The organism is Laedolimicola intestinihominis, from assembly GCF_040096155.1.
GTDB lineage: Bacteria > Bacillota > Clostridia > Lachnospirales > Lachnospiraceae > Laedolimicola > Laedolimicola intestinihominis.
Genome location: NZ_JBBMFE010000004.1, coordinates 23,763 through 42,670, shown reverse-complemented (window position 1 = coordinate 42,670; position 18,908 = coordinate 23,763). Strand labels below are relative to the sequence as shown.

Annotated in this window: 14 protein-coding genes and 1 pseudogene; all 15 read left to right on the top strand. The window is 51.1% G+C overall.

The genetic code is table 11. The annotated features are described in order from the left end of the window. Positions 1 to 40: 40 nt before the first annotated feature. The gene (locus tag WMO29_RS05910; protein WP_178038711.1) at positions 41 to 1,069 is read left to right on the top strand and encodes an ABC transporter substrate-binding protein; all 1,029 of its coding nucleotides are present in this window, start codon (positions 41 to 43) and stop codon (positions 1,067 to 1,069) included. 129 nt (positions 1,070 to 1,198) lie between these two features. Continuing rightward, positions 1,199 to 2,128 carry an ABC transporter permease gene (locus WMO29_RS05905; RefSeq protein WP_349164166.1) on the top strand — a complete coding sequence of 310 codons (930 nt, stop codon included), beginning with the start codon at positions 1,199 to 1,201 and terminating at the stop codon, positions 2,126 to 2,128. After that, positions 2,121 to 2,918 carry an ABC transporter ATP-binding protein gene (locus WMO29_RS05900; RefSeq protein WP_349164165.1) on the top strand — a complete coding sequence of 266 codons (798 nt, stop codon included), beginning with the start codon at positions 2,121 to 2,123 and terminating at the stop codon, positions 2,916 to 2,918. The genes WMO29_RS05905 and WMO29_RS05900 overlap by 8 nt, the downstream gene beginning before the upstream one ends. Positions 2,919 to 3,055: 137 nt before the next feature. Next, positions 3,056 to 3,589 (top strand): acetolactate synthase small subunit, encoded by a 534-nt coding sequence (gene ilvN / locus WMO29_RS05895; RefSeq protein WP_178038714.1) that lies wholly within the window; start codon positions 3,056 to 3,058, stop codon positions 3,587 to 3,589. Between the two features lie 74 nt (positions 3,590 to 3,663). After that, the gene (ilvC, locus tag WMO29_RS05890; protein ID WP_349164300.1) at positions 3,664 to 4,719 is read left to right on the top strand and encodes a ketol-acid reductoisomerase; all 1,056 of its coding nucleotides are present in this window, start codon (positions 3,664 to 3,666) and stop codon (positions 4,717 to 4,719) included. A gap of 7 nt (positions 4,720 to 4,726) precedes the next feature. Then, entirely contained in the window at positions 4,727 to 6,385 is a 1,659-nt protein-coding gene (locus WMO29_RS05885) for an ASKHA domain-containing protein (protein WP_178038716.1), read from the top strand. 237 nt (positions 6,386 to 6,622) lie between these two features. Further along, on the top strand, positions 6,623 to 7,702 hold the full coding sequence (locus tag WMO29_RS05880; RefSeq protein WP_178038717.1) for a carbamoyl phosphate synthase small subunit: 1,080 nt from the start codon (positions 6,623 to 6,625) through the stop codon (positions 7,700 to 7,702). After that, on the top strand, positions 7,695 to 10,892 hold the full coding sequence (carB, locus tag WMO29_RS05875; protein WP_349164164.1) for a carbamoyl-phosphate synthase large subunit: 3,198 nt from the start codon (positions 7,695 to 7,697) through the stop codon (positions 10,890 to 10,892). The genes WMO29_RS05880 and carB overlap by 8 nt, the downstream gene beginning before the upstream one ends. Positions 10,893 to 11,141: 249 nt before the next feature. Continuing rightward, the gene (locus WMO29_RS05870) at positions 11,142 to 12,095 is read left to right on the top strand and encodes an NAD(P)H-hydrate dehydratase (protein ID WP_349164163.1); all 954 of its coding nucleotides are present in this window, start codon (positions 11,142 to 11,144) and stop codon (positions 12,093 to 12,095) included. Positions 12,096 to 12,133: 38 nt separating this feature from the next. Continuing rightward, on the top strand, positions 12,134 to 13,063 hold the full coding sequence (locus WMO29_RS05865; RefSeq protein ID WP_349164162.1) for an AEC family transporter: 930 nt from the start codon (positions 12,134 to 12,136) through the stop codon (positions 13,061 to 13,063). A gap of 241 nt (positions 13,064 to 13,304) precedes the next feature. Further along, entirely contained in the window at positions 13,305 to 15,161 is a 1,857-nt protein-coding gene (locus WMO29_RS05860) for a beta-glucoside-specific PTS transporter subunit IIABC (protein ID WP_349164161.1), read from the top strand. Positions 15,162 to 15,176: 15 nt separating this feature from the next. Continuing rightward, complete coding sequence (locus WMO29_RS05855) at positions 15,177 to 16,589, top strand: glycoside hydrolase family 1 protein (RefSeq protein WP_349164160.1); 1,413 nt, start codon at positions 15,177 to 15,179, stop codon at positions 16,587 to 16,589. A gap of 28 nt (positions 16,590 to 16,617) precedes the next feature. Next, positions 16,618 to 17,457, top strand: coding sequence for a PRD domain-containing protein (locus tag WMO29_RS05850; protein ID WP_349164159.1), 840 nt, complete (start codon positions 16,618 to 16,620; stop codon positions 17,455 to 17,457). Between the two features lie 220 nt (positions 17,458 to 17,677). Then, positions 17,678 to 18,649: a 50S ribosomal protein L11 methyltransferase gene (gene prmA, locus WMO29_RS05845; protein ID WP_349164158.1), complete on the top strand. Its 972-nt coding sequence runs from the start codon at positions 17,678 to 17,680 to the stop codon at positions 18,647 to 18,649. A gap of 71 nt (positions 18,650 to 18,720) precedes the next feature. Then, a pseudogene (locus WMO29_RS16750) lies at positions 18,721 to 18,840 on the top strand (MerR family DNA-binding transcriptional regulator); the annotation flags it as partial. Positions 18,841 to 18,908 lie beyond the last annotated feature (68 nt).

Here is an 18,908-nt window from a genome sequence, read left to right as displayed (position 1 = left end):
GTCAGCGCCGCAAAATGGAGGATATACAGGAGGATATACTATGAAAAAGTTACTCGCATTAGCACTGGCAGGAACCATGACCCTGTCACTGGCAGCCTGCGGAGGAAGCAAGGCTGATACCACAACCGCAGCAGAAACCACAGAGACCACTGATACCGCAGACGCGGCTTCCACAGACGGACAGACCTACACCGTAGGTATCTGCCAGCTGGTACAGCATGAGGCACTGGACGCAGCAACACAGGGCTTCAAGGACGCTATCGTAGAAGCACTTGGCGAAGACAATGTAACCTTCGAGGAGCAGAATGCATCCGGAGATTCCGCTACCTGCGCGACCATCATCAATCAGCTTGTATCTGACAATGTAGACCTGATTCTTGCAAATGCCACACCAGCTCTCCAGGCAGCAGCACAGGGAACCGATACCATCCCGGTACTGGGAACCGCTGTTACCGAGTATGGCGTAGCACTTGATATCGACAACTTCGACGGCCTGGTAGGAACCAACGTATCCGGAACTTCTGACCTGGCTCCGCTTGACCAGCAGGCAGCTATGCTGAACGAGCTGTTCCCGGATGCGAAGAACGTAGGACTTCTGTACTGCTCTGCTGAGGCAAACTCTCAGTACCAGGTAGACACCGTACAGGCAGCTCTGGAAGATCTGGGCTATACCTGCAAGCAGTATTCCTTCTCAGATTCCAATGACCTTTCTTCTGTAGCAACTACAGCAGCAAGCGAGAGTGATGTCATCTACGTGCCGACTGACAATGCAGTAGCATCCAACACCGAGATCGTCCGCAACATCTGTGAGCCGGAGAAGGTTCCGGTAATCGCAGGTGAGGAAGGTATCTGTGCAGGATGTGGTGTGGCAACTCTTTCCATCAGCTACTATGACCTGGGTGTAGCTACCGGTAAGATGGCAGTGAAGATTCTGACCGGCGAGGCAAATGTATCCGAGATGCCGATCGAGTACGCACCGGAGTTCACAAAGAAATACAATCCGGAGCTGGCAGAGGCTATGGGCGTAACCATCCCGGATGACTATGTAGCAATTGAGACAGCAGAGTAAGCTGTAACAGCGCATTTTGTATGAATTTAAAAAGCGGGTAAAAAGGACTTCCCTTTTTGCCCGCTTTTTGATATAATATTGAAAGCTTTACGCAATTTTACGTAATTACAAGGCAGGAGGAAGTAAAAAGTGGATATTTTAAAGTTTTTGAATGCTCTGCCGGGACCCTGTGCCCAGGGACTGATCTGGGGTATTATGGCAATCGGCGTGTACATCACCTATAAGGTGCTGGATCTGGCAGATCTGACTGTGGACGGAACCATGGCTACCGGCGGCGCGGTTTGCATTATGATGATGCAGAGCGGTCACTCTGTATGGACGTCTCTGTTTGTGGCATTCCTGGCAGGCATGGTGGCAGGGCTGGTAACCGGACTGTTCCATACGGCTATGGGAATCCCGGCGATTCTGGCCGGAATTCTGACACAGCTTGGCCTCTACTCCGTGAATCTTCGTATCATGGGAGAAAAGGCAAATCAGGCGCTGGCGTTCGGTAAATACGACCAGCTTGTATCCCTGCGCTGGGTTAAGGGTGTTCCCTTCTATCAGAACACCAATTTCGTAGCGGGCATATTTGTACTGGTTATCATTGCGATTCTCTACTGGTTCTTCGGAACCGAGCTTGGCTGCTCCATCCGTGCGACCGGTAACAATGAAAACATGTCCAGAGCCCAGGGTATCAACACCAACACCAGCAAAATGCTCGGTCTGATGATTTCCAACGGCATCGTGGCACTGTCCAGCGGACTGTACGCTCAGTACAATGGTTTTGCGGATGTCAATGCGGGTCGTGGCGCCATCGTTATCGGACTGGCAGCCGTTATCATTGGAAATGTTCTCTTCGGAAAAATCAGCCGTAACTTTGGCTTTAAGCTGTTTACGGTAGTGCTTGGCGCTATCATTTACTGGATTGTATACCAGCTGGTTATTATGGCGGGCTTAAACGCCAACGACATGAAACTGATTTCCGCTCTGGTCGTAGCTATTTTCCTGGCTATTCCGTACCTGAAGGGCAAATATTTTGCAAAACCGGTAAAAAAGGGAGGTACGGCAAATGCTTAGAGTAGAAAATGTATGGAAGACCTTTAACGCAGGCACCGTAAATGAGAAAACCGCGCTGGCAGGCCTGAACCTGCATCTGAACGAGGGTGATTTCGTTACCGTTATCGGTGGCAACGGAGCCGGAAAGTCCACCATGCTGAACGCAGTGGCAGGCGTATGGCCGGTAGATGAAGGAAAGATTTTTATCGACAGCGTAGATGTGACAAAGCTGCCGGAGCATAAGCGCGCGGCTTATCTGGGACGTGTATTTCAGGATCCCATGACCGGAACCGCAGCAGGCATGCAAATCGAGGAAAATCTGGCGCTGGCTGCCAGAAGAGGATCGAAGCGTTTCTTAAAGCCCGGTATTACTCAGAAGGAGCGGGAGTATTATAAAGAGCGTCTGGCAAGTCTGGGTCTGGGTCTCGAGGATCGACTGACCAGTAAAGTGGGCCTTCTGTCCGGCGGACAGAGACAGGCGCTGACCCTTCTGATGGCTACCTTGAAGAAACCGCGTCTGCTGCTTCTCGATGAGCATACAGCAGCCCTGGATCCGAAGACCGCTGCCAAGGTACTGGACGCCACCGACCGCATCGTTGGCGAGGATCAGCTGACCACCCTGATGATCACCCACAATATGAAGGATGCCATCGTACACGGCAACCGTCTGATCATGATGTACGAGGGCCATATCATATACGATGTGGCGGGCGAGGAGAAGAAAAACCTGAAAGTATCCGACCTGCTGGCCAAATTCGAGGAGGTCAGCGGCGGCGAGTTCGCCAACGACCGGATGATGCTGACTAATTAGGGGATGAAATCGGAGTAAGATTCCCTGTCTAAAAGGTTGACAACGGGTGTCGAACTTGGTAGAATCAATAGAAAGCTTTGACTGCGCGGACAGGACAACTGTCCGCGCAGTGAACACTTAAAAGGGAAGGGAAAACTATGAAACGAGTTGTATTTTCTATTCTGGTCGACAATACTTCCGGCGTGTTAAGCCGTATCGCAGGCCTGTTTAGCCGCCGTGGTTACAATATCGACAGTTTGACGGTTGGTGTAACCGCCGATCCCCGTTATTCCCGAGCTACCGTAGTAGCCAAGGGCGACGAGATTATTATGCAGCAGATTGAGAATCAGCTGAATAAGCTGGTAGACGTGATTGATATCAAGCGCCTGGAGCCCGAGACTTCTATCTGCCGCGAGCTGATTATGATTAAGCTGAAGGTCAGTGAAGAGAACCGTCAGTCCCTGATCGCCGTAGCGAATATTTTCCGTGCGAAGATTGTGGATGTGGCGAAAGAATCTCTGGTCATCGAGCTGACCGGTAATCAGTCCAAGATTGAGGCATTTATTGATCTCTTAAGCGGATATGAGATTCTGGAACTGGCGAGAACCGGTATTACTGGCCTGTCCAGAGGTACCTTCGATGTGAAGATGTACGACGAGGACGGCAAACTGATGGATTACGATTTCAGCTAATCCGACAGTACTTATGTTACGATACTTCAGGTGACTACATTACCGGCTGCGGGCCGGATGCCGCCGCCTCAAGCATAAATTATTTACACAAAGTAAAATGGAGGAATGAAAAAATGGCAAAGATCTATTATCAGGAAGACTGCAATCTGTCTCTGCTGGATGGAAAGACCATCGCAGTAATCGGATACGGCAGCCAGGGACATGCACAGGCACTGAACGCGAAGGAGTCCGGATGCCATGTCATTATCGGTCTTTATGAGGGAAGCAAATCCTGGAAGAGAGCAGAGGAGCAGGGATTTGAGGTTTATACAGCGGCAGAGGCTGCAAAGCGCGCAGATATTATCATGATTCTGATCAACGATGAGCTGCAGGCAGCTATGTACAAGAAGGATATCGAGCCGAACCTGGAAGAGGGCAACATGCTGATGTTTTCCCACGGTTTCAACATCCATTTCAATCAGATCGTACCGCCGAAGAACGTAGACGTTACCATGATCGCTCCGAAGGCACCGGGCCACACCGTAAGAAGCGAGTATCAGGCTGGTAAGGGAACTCCCTGCCTGGTAGCGGTAGAGCAGGATGCGACCGGCAAAGCTCTGGAGTATGCTTTGGCATACGGCCTAGCTATCGGCGGAGCAAGAGCCGGTATCCTGGAGACCACATTCAGAACCGAGACCGAGACAGACCTGTTCGGTGAGCAGGCAGTTCTGTGCGGCGGCGTTTGCGCTCTGATGCAGGCTGGTTTCGAGACTCTGGTAGAGGCTGGTTACGACCCGAGAAATGCTTACTTCGAGTGTATCCATGAGATGAAGCTGATCGTAGACCTGATTTACCAGTCCGGCTTTGAAGGAATGCGTTATTCTATCTCCAATACTGCAGAGTATGGTGATTACATTACCGGACCGAAGCTTATCACAGAAGAGACCAAGAAGACCATGAAGAAGATCCTGAAGGATATCCAGGATGGTACCTTCGCAAAGGACTTCCTGCTTGATATGTCTCCGGCGGGCGGACAGGCTCACTTCAAGGCTATGAGAAAGCTGGCTGCTGAGCATCCGTCAGAGAAGATTGGAAAGGAAATCCGTAAGCTGTACAGCTGGAATGGCCAGGACAAGCTGCTGGATAACTAGTTAGAATATGAAGGAATGGAGCAGAAAAGTATATGTAGAGCTGCCCCGACCCTGTGAGGAGGACCACAGATCCATGCAGAAGCGGCTTTTGGCTGCTCTGCGGGACTGTGGTTCTTTTTATACGGGAGACTCGCAGAGCGTGTTTTCTCACGTTGTTCGGGATGAGGCAGATATCAGGATCCGCCCGGCGGTACTGAATGATTGTCTGGCGATCTGCGAGCAGGCAGATTGGCAGGTGACGGCGTCCCTGGGATTCGACGGACGTGTCTGGGAACTGCTTGCGCTGGAGCCGGGCGATACTGCAGCACAGCATTATGGCCTCTGCGCGGATTTGGGCAGTACTACGATTATAATGGAGCTGGTGGATTTAAATACCGGAGAGACGCTTGCCTCGGAAAGTGTATTCAATCCGCAGATCGCTTACGGGGACGATATTCTGACTCGGATCTTCTATACTAAGGATCATCCGGAGCGGCGCCGTGAGCTTCAGGAGGCTACGGCAAAGGGATTCCGGAAGCTTATGGTTCAGCTTTCGAAAGAAACGGGCGTGGATACCAGGAAGTGCAACATCCTGACCGTGGCGGGCAATACGACCATGATGCATTTTCTACTGGGTCTGGATGCTTTCGGGGTTTTTCAGTCGCCCTACGCGGTACAGACTCTGGAGCCGGAGGTATGCCGGGGAGCGGAGCTTGGAATTCCGGTACAGGGCTTTGTATACCTTTGTCCGGCCATGGAGAATTACCTGGGCGGCGATATCATCAGCGGTATGCTGGCTACGGGGCTTCCCGACCGGGAGGAGATCAGTGTCTTCCTGGATGTGGGAACCAACGGCGAGCTGGTGGTGGGCAATCAGGAATTCCTGCTGGCAGGCGCAGGCGCGGCAGGCCCGGCCCTGGAGGGCGGTTCGGTCCGTACCGGTATGCGGGCGGAGAACGGCGCGGTGGATAGCGTAACCACGGAAAACGGACGGCTGAAGGCACATGTAATCGGTGAGACAGAGGCGAAGGGCATCTGCGGCTCCGGTATCGTGGATCTGCTGGCAGAGCTTTATCTGAATGGCTGGATTGATCTGCGGGGGAGATTTCAAGAAGCGGAAATTCGGACGGAAGAGAGCCGAGACGAGGATGAAAAAGAGAAGCTTCGGATTCCCGGACTTAAAAAGCTCCCCATGCGCGACGCAGCTTCCGAAAAAGATATGGAATACGCCATCGAATACGCCCAGGGTCTCTATTTTTACCAGAGCGATATCGACGAGTTCATCCGCACCAAGGCGGCGGCCATGACTATGGTGGAATACATGATGAACCTGATTGGTCTTGGCATGGAAGACGTGGGCCGCTTTTATGTGGCCGGAGCCTTCGGCACCCACATCGACAAGGAGTCGGCGGTGACCATCGGCATGTACCCGGATATCGACCGGGACAAAATCATTTCCCCGGGAAATACATCCCTGCAGGGGGCGAAAAAGCTGTTACTGGATCGAAGCCTTACCGAAAAGGCAGAGGAGATCATCGAACGGATGCAATACGTCCAGTTTGGCGCGGTGGAGGAGTTCATCGAGCTCATGCGCGCGGCCCAGGCGATTCCGCATACAGATTTGCAGCGGTTCCCAACCGTGGAGCGGCGGCTTTTGGAACGGCAGGCGGCGAAAGCAGAAAAATAGGGAACAGCGGGCGGCTAAGATAAGCCGCCCGCAAAAGCTATGAAAAATGGTATGAAAAAAATGTTGCGAAAAAATCGGATTGTACCGAAAAAAACTCTTGAACATCAAAAAAAGTTATAGTATAATAACTTCAATTTGAGGGAAAAAGACTGGAAATGCGAGTGGGCATGGTATGTCTTTTTTTTTTGAGAAAGTATATACAAAGAGACTATATTTTTGAAAGGAACAGGTGGACGAATGAAAGCTTTTCTGATATTGGAAGACGGACATGTGTTTACAGGCACCAGCATTGGCTCGGAACGCGAAGTGATAAGTGAGATCGTGTTCAATACGTCAATGACCGGGTATCTGGAAGTGCTGACTGATCCCTCTTACGCGGGACAGGCAGTGGTAATGACTTATCCGCTGATTGGTAATTATGGTATATGTTATGAGGATATGGAGTCCGGACGTCCCTGGCCGGATGGATATATTGTTCGGGAGCTTTCTCGTCTTCCCAGCAATTTCAGAAGTACAGATACAATTCAGAATTTCCTGAAAAAATATGATATTCCCGGAATCGCAGGTATTGATACCCGTGCCCTGACCAAGATTTTGCGTGAGAGCGGCACCATGAACGGTATGATTACCACAAAAGAATATGATAATCTGGACGAGGTACTGCCCCGTTTAAAGGCATACCGTACAGGTAAGGTGGTAGAAAAGGTAACCTGCAGAGAAAAATCCGTGATGAAGCGGGACGGTTATAAGGTAGCTCTTCTCGACTTCGGCGCAAAGCGCAATATTGCCCGTTCTCTCTATGAAAGAGGCTGTGAGGTTACGATTTATCCGGCAGATACAAAGGCAGAGGAGATTATCGCGTCTAATCCGGACGGTATCATGCTGTCCAACGGCCCCGGAGACCCCAAGGACTGCGGTCCCATCATCGACGAGGTGCGGAAGCTCTATGAGAGCGATATCCCGATTTTTGCCATCTGTCTGGGACATCAGCTGATGGCCCTGGCCACAGGCGCGGACACCTACAAGCTGAAATACGGCCACAGAGGCGGCAACCATCCGGTGAAGGATCTGGAGACCGGAAGAGTATACATTTCCTCCCAGAACCACGGCTATGCCGTAGATGTGAACAGCCTGAACCCGGCCGTAGCTACGGCAGCCTTTGAAAATGTCAATGACAAAACCAACGAGGGTCTGAAATACACCGGTAAGAACATTTTTACCGTACAGTTCCATCCGGAGGCATGCCCGGGTCCCCAGGATTCCGGCTACCTGTTTGACCGGTTTATTCGCATGATGGAGGTGAAGAAAAATGCCTAAGAATCCGTCTATCAAAAAAGTACTTGTCATCGGCTCCGGCCCGATCATCATCGGCCAGGCAGCCGAGTTCGACTATGCGGGCACCCAGGCCTGCCGTTCCCTGAAGGAGGAGGGCATCGAGGTAGTTCTTTTAAATTCCAATCCGGCCACTATCATGACCGATAAGGATATCGCGGATCGTGTATACATCGAACCGCTGACTGTCGAGGTGGTAGAGCAGCTGATTCTGAAGGAGCAGCCCGACAGCGTACTGCCGACCCTGGGCGGCCAGGCGGGCCTGAATCTGGCCATGGAGCTGGAGGAGCGCGGCTTCTTAAAGGAGCATAACGTACGTCTCATCGGAACTACTTCCGAGACCATCAAGAAGGCCGAGGATCGTCTGGAGTTCAAGAGCACCATGGAGAAAATCGGCGAGCCCGTGGCGGCTTCCGAGGTAGTAAAGGACGTAGAGGCAGGTATTGCCTTTGCCAATAAAATCGGTTACCCGGTGGTACTCCGTCCGGCATACACCCTGGGCGGCAGCGGCGGCGGAATTGCCCACAACCAGGTGGAGCTGGAGGAGATTCTGGCCAACGGTCTCAGACTTTCCCGTGTGGGCGAGGTTCTGGTAGAGCGCTGCATTGCAGGCTGGAAAGAGATCGAGTATGAGGTTATGCGCGACAGCGCCGGCAACTGCATCACCGTATGTAACATGGAAAATATCGACCCGGTCGGCGTACACACCGGCGACAGTATCGTCGTAGCTCCCTCCCAGACCCTGGGCGATAAGGAGTACCAGATGCTGCGTACCTCTGCCCTGAATATCATCAGCGAGCTGAACATTACCGGCGGCTGCAACGTCCAGTATGCCCTGCATCCGGAAAGCTTTGAATATTGCGTGATCGAGGTAAATCCCCGTGTCAGCCGTTCCTCCGCACTGGCTTCCAAGGCTACAGGCTACCCCATTGCCAAGGTGGCAGCGAAGATCGCTCTGGGTTATACCCTGGATGAGATTCCCAATGCCATTACCGGACAGACCAAGGCCAGCTTTGAGCCCATGCTGGACTACTGTGTTGTGAAGATGCCCCGTCTGCCCTTCGATAAATTTATCAGCGCAAAGCGTACTCTGACCACCCAGATGAAGGCCACCGGCGAGGTTATGGCCATCTGCAACAACTTCGAGGGCGCTCTGATGAAAGCCATCCGTTCCCTGGAACAGCACGTGGACAGCCTGATGTCCTATGATTTTACAAATCTTTCCAGAGAGGAAATCATGGATCAGCTTCATGTGGTGGACGACCGCCGTATCTGGCTGATTGCGGAAGCCATCCGCAAGGGCATTTCCTATGAGGAGATTCATGCCATTACCCAGATTGATATCTGGTTCATTGATAAAATTGCGATTCTGGTGGAAATGGAGCAGGCCCTGAAGAGCGAGCCCCTGACGCCGGAGCTCTTAAAAGAAGCGAAACGGATCGAGTTCCCGGACAATGTCATTGCCCGCCTGACCGGCAAGACGGAGGAGGAGATTAAAGAGCTCCGTTACGCCAACGGCATCACCGCTGTATACAAGATGGTAGATACCTGCGCGGCAGAGTTCGAGGCAAGCACACCCTATTACTACTCTGTATTTGGCAGTGAAAATGAAGTCGTAGAAACAAAAGACCGTAAGAAGGTACTGGTTCTGGGCAGCGGCCCCATCCGCATCGGACAGGGTATCGAGTTCGACTTCTGTTCTGTACACTGTACCTGGGCTTTTGCGAAAGAAGGCTATGAGACCATTATCATCAACAATAACCCGGAGACGGTAAGTACCGACTTTGATATTGCAGATAAGCTGTATTTCGAGCCGCTGACTCCGGAGGACGTGGAAAGCATTGTGCGTCTGGAGAAGCCGGACGGAGCTGTGGTGCAGTTCGGTGGACAGACTGCCATTAAGCTGACCGAGGCCCTGATGAAGATGGGCGTGCCCATTCTTGGAACTTCTGCGGAAAATGTGGACGCGGCAGAGGACAGAGAACTTTTTGACGAGATCCTGGAGCAGTGTCAGATTCCGAGACCCAAGGGACATACGGTATTTACCGCCGAGGAGGCAAAGAAGGCAGCAAACGAGCTGGGCTATCCGGTTCTGGTTCGCCCGTCCTACGTACTGGGCGGCCAGGGCATGCAGATTGCCATCAACGATAAGGATGTGGAAGAGTTCATCGGCATCATCAACCGGATCGCCCAGGAGCATCCGATTCTGGTGGACAAGTATCTGCAGGGTAAGGAGATTGAGGTAGACGCGGTCTGCGATGGAGAGGATATCCTGATTCCGGGTATCATGGAGCATATCGAGCGCGCGGGTATCCATTCCGGAGACAGTATTTCCGTATATCCGGCCAAGAGCATCAGCAATAAGGTAAAGGCTACCATCGAGGAATACACGAAGCGCCTGGCCCGCTCCTTACATGTCATCGGTCTGATCAATATTCAGTTTATCGCGGTGGGCGACGAGGTGTACGTCATTGAGGTAAATCCCCGTTCCAGCCGTACGGTTCCCTATATCAGTAAGGTAACCGGTATTCCGATTGTACCGCTGGCTACCAAGGTGATTCTGGGTTATAAGATTAAGGATCTGGGCTATCAGCCGGGCCTTCAGCCGGAGGCAGATTACTACGCGGTGAAGATGCCGGTATTCTCCTTCGAGAAGATCCGCGGCGCGGACATCAGCCTGGGACCGGAGATGAAATCCACCGGTGAGTGTCTGGGTATTGCCAAAACCTTCAACGAGGCCCTTTACAAGGCGTTCCTGGGCGCAGGCATTCGTCTGCCCAAGTATAAAAATATGATCATGACCGTCCGGGACGAGGATAAGGAAGAAGCAGTGGAGATTGCGAAGCGCTTTGAGGCGCTGGGCTACTGTATCTACGCCACCAAGGGTACCGCAAGAGCGCTCATGGAGGCAGACGTCTCCGTGCGCCTGACCAGAAAGCTGGAGCAGGAGTCCCCAAACATCCTGGACCTGATTCTGGGCCACAAGATCGACCTGATTATCGACACGCCCTCCCAGGGTGTGGATCACAGCCATGACGGCTTTGTTATCCGTAGAAATGCCATTGAGACAGGCGTCAATGTGCTGACTGCTATTGATACGGCGAAGGCGTTAGTGACCAGTCTGGAAAATACGGATGTGAAGACGCTTAGTCTGATTGATATTGCGACGATTTAAGTGAGAATAGAATGATAGAACAGCAGAGAGGACTTTCCGGGAAGGAGAGTCCTTTTTGCAGCTGTGGGAAAAGTCCATAATCTCAATTTAAGCCCCTCGAATTCGAGGGGCTTAGGAAGCAGGACACGAAGGGAGCTTAATCGTATGCGATTGAGGCGATTAAACATAAGTAAAAGCACACAGAGGTTCACAGTCCGGAAATTTTGTGCTACAATGGATACAGATTTTTTCGGGAAAAGGCGGTGCGGTATGGAAAAGCAGGTATTTACCGGCGAACTGGCGGCGGAGGCGCTGCCGGGGCGGCGACCGGACGGGCATAAGGGCGACTTTGGACGGGTCAGCATCACGGGCGGCAGCGTGGGTTTTACGGGGGCCCCGGTGCTGGCGGCTTATGGGGCGGCCCGGAGCGGAAGCGGGCTGGTGTTCTTAGGCGTGCCGGAGCCGGTGTATGGAATCGTGGCGGGGCACTGTCTGGAAGTGATGCCGTCGCCGCTGCCTGCAGCCCGCGGAAAGATTTCCAAGGACGCCTTTTTCCCGATTCTGGAGCGGTTGAACAGCTGCGATGCCGGGCTTCTGGGGCCGGGACTGGGACGCTCCCAGGAGCTGCCAAAGTTGATAAGTAAAATTCTGGAAGAAACAGAGACGCCGCTGATTCTGGATGCGGACGGGCTGTACGCCATCAAAGACCGAAAGGAGATCCTGCAAAAGCGGGCGGAGAGGGGATTGCTTACGATTCTGACGCCCCATGAGGGAGAATTTCACTATCTGGGCGGTGAACCGGCGGCTGGCCGGGAAACGGCGGCGTTGAATTTTGCGCAGGAATACGGCTGTATCCTGGTGCTGAAGGGACCGGGGACTGTGACTGCGCTGCCGGACGGAAGCTGCTATGTGAATCCTACCGGAAATAACGGGATGGCCAAGGGCGGAAGCGGCGATGTGTTGGGCGGTATGATACTGGGCTTGCTGGGACAGATGGCAGCGGCTAAGCGGAGTGCCGAAGCAGATACAGATAAAGCGCGGTTTTCCAAAGCAGGAATATCAGAAGCGGGAGGGATCACCGCCCTGGCTGTCTATCTTCACGGTCTGGCCGGGGATATTGCCTGCAAGGAATTAGGAGCATACGGTATGCTGCCCTCGGATCTGACCGCGCGGATTCCGGCGGCGATTCTGGAAGTGCAGAAGGATCAGCCACATCATTTTTAAAGCAATCATAAAATCAGACAGCAAAAGAGGAAAACACAATGATGGATATGAAAAGCCTGCTGACCATGCAGGGTATGATGTTTGCAATGCTCCTGGTGGGCGTCTTTATCAGAAAAAAAGGAATTGTGACGGCGGAGGGGCGGAAAAGCCTGACCAATCTTTTGGTCAACCTGATTCTTCCCTGCAACATTCTCTACGCCTTTTCCAAATCCGATACCTCAGCTCTTGGTTCTATGGCAGTGGTGATTCTCATGTCAGCTCTGATTCAGCTGACCTGGTATATCTTAAGTAAATTTCTGTGGAAGGGAATGGACGACAGCCGCCGCGGTATCATGCGCTACGCCTTCCAGTTCGCCAACTGCGGTTACCTGGGCAATCCGGTCGTCGAGGGCCTGTACGGCGCGCCGGGACTGGTCTATGCCTCCGTTTTTCTGCTTCCGGTCCGGATTTTCATGTGGAGCGTAGGGTTAGACTGCTTTCAGGAGGGCGCGGGCAGCTTTGCGAAAACGTTGAAGCGGACGGCGACCCACCCCTGTGTGCTGGCGACGGTTGTGGGTATCCTGTGGATGTTTTTTCCTCAGGTGAAGCTGCCGGAATTTCTGTATGATACTATCTACGGCTTCAACCAGTGTCTGACACCTATGACTATGTTGACCATTGGCTTTATCATGGGTGAGACGGATATGAGACGGATTTTCTGTAAAGATCTGGGCGTGATCACAGTGCTGCGTCTGGGGGTTCAGCCATTGATCGTACTGGGCGTCTGTTATCTGCTTCATCTGGAGCCGCTGGTGGCCGAAGTCATCACCGTCCTGGTCTCCATGCCGGTGGCCAACACTACGGCGCTTCTGGCCTCCCAGCACGACTGCGACTATGGCTTTGCCAGCGGCCTGGTGGTCTTTACCACGCTGGTATCCATGGTGACGATCCCGGTTTACGGAATGCTGGTAGGTATTGTGTTTGCGTAAAAGCGAAGAAAATAATGAATGAAAACGAAAAATACTTGCATTTACCAACAAAGTGTGTTATCATTCCACATGTAAAGTAAATAGCGAGTGGCTGTTACTGGTGATGCAGGCAAGACCAAGTGTAAAAGATATACATGTAGTTTATTTTTTATCTTGGTCTTTTTTTATCGCACTGCAGCAAAAAAATTCCGCAAACCGATCGGGCGGAATTGAAACAAGATAGCCGGAAAAGGAGAAAAATATGGATTATAGAGGATTGGGAAAAACTCTGCTGAAGCTGGTTGGTGGAAGTGAAAATATTCGTCAGCTTACACATTGCGCTACGCGTCTGCGGATGGAATTTTACGATATGAGTAAGGTAGAAAAAGATGAGATTGAACATCAGCCGGGTGTCATCGGTGTGGTAGAAAAAGGCGGACAGTTCCAGATTATTATCGGAAATGAAGTGCAGACCGCATTTCGTGCTATGAAGGAGGAACTGGGAGAAAATGAAAAAACTGGAGATGCTCAGGTACCTCAGGAAAAAATCAGTATTGTAAATCGTATTATCAGCGTCATTTCCACTACCTTTACTCCGGTGATTCCGGCCCTGATCGGTGGTGGTATGATCAAAGCGGTACTGTCGATTCTGGTACTGATTGGTCTGGTTGGCGAGGCAGATACAACGTATGAAGTGCTGAGCTTTATTTCAGACGCTCCTTTCTATTTTATGCCGGTGCTGCTGGCATATGGCGCGGCTCAGAAGTTTAAGTGTAGCCCGATTATGGCAATGACTATGGCATGCGCACTTCTGCATCCCACCTGGAGTGGTATGGTAGGCGCAGGCGAGGCTATTACATTTTTTGGAATTCCGGCCGTGCTTGTAGATTATTCCTACTCTGTAGTGCCGATTATCCTGAGTGTATGGATTATGTCCTATGTGGAGCGATTTGCGGAGAAGTATTCCCCGTCTGTCATCAAATTCTTCCTGAAGCCGATGATTGTGATGTTTGTAGCGATTCCGATTGCGCTTCTGGCAGTTGGCCCGCTGGGTAACCTGTTAAATGATATCGTCCAGAGCGGCGCGAACTTTCTGAACGCCCGTGTCAGCTGGCTGATTCCCATGCTGATGGGTGCGTTCCAGCCGTTCCTGACACTGACCGGTACTGCGTGGGCCATGACTCCGATTGCTACCAGTCAGATTTCCACGCTGGGCTATGAGGTCGTAAATGGGCCGGGTATGTTGGCATCCAATATCGCGCAGGGTGGAGCGACCCTTGCGGTAGCCATGAAAACAAAAAATAAAGAATTAAAACAGCTGGCATCTTCTTCCGGATTTACGGCAGTGATGGGTATTACAGAGCCCTGTCTCTATGGAGTCTTACTGAAATTGAAGCGCCCCTTTGTGGCATCCATGATTGGCGGTGCAATTGGAGGCATTTATGCAGGCGTTATGGGGCTGGTCCGTTATGCGTTTGTATCTCCGGGACTGACAGCAATTCCTGCATTTATCGGTGAAAACCCCATGAATGTGGTGCATGCGATTATTACGATTATCATTTCCTTTGTTGCAGGTTTTGTGGCGTCCTGGATTCTGGGCTTTAAGGATGAAGAGGATAATATGACTGCGACAGGCAAAAAAGAATCGGAAGTCGCAGCGGAAAAAAAGAATGCAGAAATTGTACTGCCGGTGGATGGTAAAGCAGTTGCGCTTTTTGAAGTAAATGACGATGTGTTTTCCAAAGGCGTACTCGGCAAGGGCGCCGCGGTAATGCCGACAGACGGTAAGGTATACGCGCCGGCAGACGGAGAAGTTACTCTGTTTTTTGAGACCGGTCATGCGATTGGTATGCAGACGGCAGAGGGTGCGGAGCTTCTGATTCATGTAGGGATCGATACAGTCAATCTCCAGGGAAAATATTTTACTCCCGAGGTAAAGGCAGGAGATAAGGTGAAAAAAGGAGATTTATTGCTGACCTTCGATCTGGATGCAGTAAAGGCTGCAGGCTACGACACGGTGATTCCGGTGATTGTCACAAATACGGATGGATTTGAGAAAATTGAACTTGCAAAATCAGGAACCGGAAAAGTAGGGGACGCATTTTTGCAGTTGGCGTAAAAGGAATGAGTGAATATGCAGTATAAAGAATTGAAGCAGTTTCCGGAGAAGTTTCTCTGGGGCGCGTCCACTTCAGCCTATCAGGTGGAGGGAGCGGTGGCGGAGGATGGAAAAAGTCCGTCTATCATTGACATGTATGAACATCCGAAAGATGTGGCGGATTTTTCTGTGGCCAGCGACCACTACCACAGATACCGGGAAGATATTGCAATGTTTGCGGAGATGGGATTGAAGGCATATCGGTTCTCTATCGCCTGGACCCGGATTCTTCCGGGAGGAACCGGGGAAGTGAATGCGAAGGGGCTGGAGTTTTATGGAAATCTCATCAGGGAATGCAGAAAGTACGAAATTGAACCGGTCGTGACCATGTATCATTTTGATTTACCCTATTGCCTGGAAGAAAAAGGAGGCTGGCTAAATCGCGATACCATCGATGCATTTGTCAATTACGCGAAGGTTTTATTTAAACATTTTGGTGGAGAAGTGAAATATTGGCTGACCATCAATGAGCAGAATACCATGATTCTCCATCCGGGAGCCATTGGACTGCCGAATGGCGGAGAGCTTCCTTCAAAGAAGGTGATGTATCAGCAGAATCATCATATGATGCTGGCCCAGGCGGAGGTCATGAAATTGTTTCATCAGATGGTTCCGGGAGGTATGATTGGACCGGCGCTGAATCTGACAGCCATGTATCCGGCCACCTGCAGACCGGAGGATGCCATCGCCGCCCATAACTGGGAGGTTCTGCGCTGTTGGAATTTCGCCGATGTTCCGGTGTACGGCTGGTATCACCCGTTGGCATGGGAGTATATGAAAGATCGGAAGATAGCACCGGAGGTGACGAATGGAGACAGGGAAATCCTGAAGAATGCAAAGCCGGATTTTATTGCCATGAATTATTACTCCACAGCAACCATTGCAGCCAGCAGAGGAGATGCCTCCGATGTGGCGGCCCGGGCCGGTGATCAGCAGATTATGCTAGGAGAACAGGGGGTATACCGACCGGCAGAAAATGAATATGTGGGAAAAACCCAGTATGGATGGGTTGTGGATCCGGTAGGATTCCGTTATACTTTAAGAAAGACCTACGAGCGATACCGGCTTCCGATCCTGATTACAGAAAATGGAATCGGCGCACCGGATACGCTGGAAGAGGACGGAAGCATTCATGACGCATACCGGATTGATTTTATCCGGGAGCATCTGCATCAGATGAAGCTGGCTATTACAGACGGTGTGGATATGCTGGGGTATTGTCCCTGGGCAGCTATTGACGTGGTCAGTACCCATCAGGGTTATCGGAAGCGCTACGGTTTTATCTATGTGGATCGGGATGAGTTTGAATTGAAAGAGTTGAAGAGATATCGGAAGGACAGCTTTTACTGGTATCAGAATGTCATTCGGGAGAATGGGAAAAGTCTCTGATAATCCGAAGAGGGGGAGGAAACGGGAGATGGTAATCAAAAAGGTTCTCAATAACAACCTGCTTCTGGTGGAGGAAAAGGGCCAGGAGCAGATTGCCATGGGGCGGGGACTTCGATTTTCCTATAAAGTGGGGGACCAGGTAAGAAAAGAGGATGTGGAAAAAGTCTACATGCTCAAAGAAGAAAAAAACAGCAGGGATTATATCCGCCTGGTGGAGGATGCACCGGCTGAATATGCAGAGGCTATTCAGGATGCCATCGGACTGGCACAGGAAAGGATGGAAGGGAAACTCAATGAGCAGATCTTTGTGACACTGTTCGACCACCTGATCTATGCGCTGGAGCGGCAGGAAAAGGGGATCATGCTTCAGAACCGTATGCTGTGGGAGATTCGGAAATTTTATCCAAAGGAGTATCAGGTGGGAAGCCAGGTGCTGGATTTCCTGAACAAACGCTTGAAGAAGGAACTGCCGGAAGAGGAAGCAGGCAATATAGCGTTTCATCTGGTGAATGCGCAGATGGAACAGAGCGATAAGGATGCAGGCGCGGAAAATGGCATGTTGATGGTTAAAATGCTGAAGGATATCTTTCAGATTGTGCAGCTGTATTATAGAAAGCAGCTAGATGAAAGTAGTATCAATTATTCCCGGTTTGTGGTGCACATGCAGTTCTTTTTACAACGCGTATTGGAGGATCACATGCTGGAGGATGGAGTCCTGTCCCTTTATGATTCTGTTGCCCGGGAGCAGAAGCAGGCAGTGGACTGTGTGGCGCAGATTCAGAAATATATCTTCAACCTGTTAAAAAAAGAAATCACCCGGGAAGAGCAGACCTATCTGATTGTACATCTGGCACGGATAAATCCATAAAGAAATTCATGGAAAATTAAAAGTAAAAGTAAATTAAAAGAAACGTTCCGACAGTACTTGTCGGGGCGTTCCTTTTATGTTATGTTAATATAGAGTGTGGGCGCTTGGAAAGGTGCCCCTTTTGTTGTGATATAGTCACTGTTTGGGTCAGCCCGGAGCATTTGCGGGGAAAGATGCAGAAAAGTGATGCAGGAAACACGAAAATGAGAGGTGCTTTTATATGAAATGGAATAAATACACATTGAAGACCCGGACAGAGGCCGAGGATCTCATCAGCAGTATGATGCAGGACGTGGGAATCGAGGGAATTGAGATCGAGGACAAGGTTCCCCTGTCCCAGAGAGAAAAGGAGCAGATGTTCGTGGATATTCTGCCGGAGGGTCCGGCGGACGACGGCGTGGCCTATATCAGCTTTTATCTGGAGCCGGATGCGGATCAGGAGGAAATGCTGGAGCGGGTGCGCGAGGGCTTAAAAGAAATCGCAGGCTGGGGCGTGGAGATCGGAGAAGCTACGATTCAGGCCTCCGAGACCGAGGATAAGGACTGGATCAACAACTGGAAGGAGTTCTTCCATCAGTTTTACGTGGACGATATCCTGATCAAGCCCTCCTGGGAAGAGGTAAAGCCGGAGGATCGGGAGAAGCTTCTGATTCAGATCGATCCGGGAACCGCTTTCGGAACCGGTATGCATGAGACGACACAGCTGTGTATCCGCCAGCTTCGCAAGTTTCTGACGCCGGAGACGGAGCTTCTGGACGTGGGAACCGGCAGTGGTATCCTGTCCATCATCAGTCTGAAGCTGGGAGCGAAGCACGCGGTAGGAACCGATCTGGATCCCTGCGCGGTAGAGGCTGTAAGGGAAAATATGGAAGTCAATGGAATCGATCCGGCTTCCTTTGAAATGATGATTGGCAATATCATCACAGAAAAAGAAATTCAGGATCGGGTTGGCTATGAGTGCTATGATATCGTAGTAGCGAACATTCTGGCGGAGGTGCTGGTGCCGCTGACGCCGGTGATTCTGTCCCAGTTAAAGCCGGGCGGCGTCTACATTACCTCCGGTATTATAGACGACAAGGAAGACCTGGTGGTGGAGACCGTGAAGAAATGCGGCCTGACCGTATTGGAGGTTACCCATCAGGGCGAGTGGGTCAGCGTAACAGCTCGTAAGGAGGAAATGTTAAAAAATTAAAATAATTGACAAATGTGATCAAATGTGTTTAAATGCGCCCAAAGGAGTAAGCTGTTATGAACACACCAAATATCACAAATTACAAGCCAAAAGAGTTTGCTGAATTGTTAGGCGTGTCTGTTAAGACATTGCAACGCTGGGATAGGGAAGGAACTCTAAAAGCAAATCGAACTCCAACTGATAGGCGTTATTGCTTCAATACTCCATGTGTTTTCTTGTAGGTTGTACGGGCTTCGTAAGTATAAAAACCAAATAGAAA